Origin of the sequence: Ferruginibacter sp. (assembly GCF_031430955.1) — a bacterium.
In the GTDB taxonomy this organism is placed as follows: domain Bacteria; phylum Bacteroidota; class Bacteroidia; order Chitinophagales; family Chitinophagaceae; genus Ferruginibacter.
This window is the reverse complement of the sequence record NZ_JANPCM010000315.1, coordinates 1-1,690: the sequence shown is the minus strand read 5'-3', so window position 1 is coordinate 1,690 and position 1,690 is coordinate 1. Positions and strand designations below refer to the sequence as shown.

Sequence of the window (1,690 nt, the reverse complement as noted above, 5' to 3'; positions counted from 1 at the left end):
GAAAAGTATATGGAAAAATTGATTGCTGCATTTAACCCTGAGGCAGCAACTAATGTAATGTGCCGCAATACACTTTCCATAGGATGGGATGGCTTTATTTATGATTGCGATTTTAACCAGATGCTGGAATTGAAAGTGGATTGCAGCAGCAAACATATTGCACAATTCAACAATACTGCATTACAAAACCGTTCTATTGTAGTTAACCAGCATTGCTTTGGTTGCACGGCGGGTGCAGGCAGCAGTTGTGGTGGTGCGGTGGCAGAGTAAATCCTGTTTTAACATATTAACGTAAATAAAAAAAACTGCCAGCTGCAACACAATACTGCCATATTAATTTTTAGCCGTTCGGCAAAATCGGAAAGCTTCATTAAAAAATTGCATGCCGATCCCAAAAAAAATATACAACTCCATCAGGCATTTTATAATAAAACCATAAATATTGCAAAAGAAACAAAGCTTCCATTTATTGTAATAGATGAATTACAACAGCAGGGCAACAACTTTGGAGAAAAATTTTGCAATGCAGTTGAATATTGTTTTGGCAGGGGCTATGCTAATTTAATCACTATTGGCAGCGATTGTGCCACATTATCTGCAAAAGATATTTTAAAAGCAAATAGCCAATTACAAAATAATGCTAATGCCATTGGAGCCGACAGTCGGGGTGGTTTTTATTTACTGGCACTGCAAAAAAAATATTATCAAAGAGGTACTTTTTTAAACCTAAACTGGTGCAGCAATCAACTCTTTAAGAATATTACAGCTCATTTTAAAGATAATTTACACACCTCTTTTTTTATTCTGCAGTGCAAACAAGATATAAATAATGCCGGTAACCTGAATGCTTTATGTAAACAGGCGTTATCCGATAATTTTATAAAGTTATTAAGCCTCATAACTATCAGCATTTATAACAGGTATTATACAATTACGTTTTTATTGCAGCAGTTTTTTTACAGCAGCTGCGCCTTACGTGGCCCACCCACTTTTGTAAGACTTTAATTTTTACACCACTGTAAAATTACCTTCACTTTAAAGGTAAAAAATCAAAGTGCCTTTCACAAAAAAATCATTTCGGGTCAATGCAAAAATTTATTATTACTGTATCAGTATTTTTTATTGTTATTAATTTATCTGCTCAAATAACCACTTCGGGTATTAAAGGCACTGTTATTTTATCATCCGGTAAAACACAATTTGCCAACGCAACCGTACAAGCGGTTTTAGAAACCACCGGGGAAAAATATACTGCTATTACACAAACCAATGGCAACTTTATTATTACCAATATGAAGAGTGGCGGACCTTATACCGTTATCACTTCATATGTTGGTTATGCTTCAGATACATTACAGGACGTTTATCTTTCTTTAGGAAATTATTATATAGCCCAAGTAGAATTAGTAAACAAAACCTCTTTACTTAATGAAGTAACAGTATCTGCCAATAATAAAAAGAAAATTAGTTTTGGTAACAATATTACCGGCACACAATTAGCACAGCTGCCCACATTAAACCGCAGTCTGCAGGATTTTACAAGGTTAACTGCACAAGCAAATGGCAATAGTTTTGCCGGAGCCAATTACAGGTATAACAATTTAAGTATTGATGGAGCATCGCTTAACGATGCTTTTGGTTTTACTGAGCCTGCAAGCGGGGCTGGTGGCTCATTGGCAACAGGTAACCC

3 protein-coding genes are annotated in these 1,690 nt (G+C 35.6%); all 3 read left to right on the top strand.

Going from position 1 to position 1,690, the window contains the following annotated elements; genetic code table 11:
• A partial coding sequence (locus ACY65O_RS08880) for a DUF3641 domain-containing protein (protein ID WP_462220499.1) occupies window positions 1-270 on the top strand: 270 nt, incomplete at its 5' end.
• A 108-nt stretch (window positions 271-378) separates the two neighbouring features.
• Window positions 379-1,005: a DUF2064 domain-containing protein gene (locus ACY65O_RS08875; protein WP_462220498.1), complete on the top strand. Its 627-nt coding sequence runs from the start codon at window positions 379-381 to the stop codon at window positions 1,003-1,005.
• An 80-nt stretch (window positions 1,006-1,085) separates the two neighbouring features.
• On the top strand, window positions 1,086-1,690 hold a 605-nt coding region (locus ACY65O_RS08870; RefSeq protein WP_462220497.1), incomplete at its 3' end, for a carboxypeptidase-like regulatory domain-containing protein.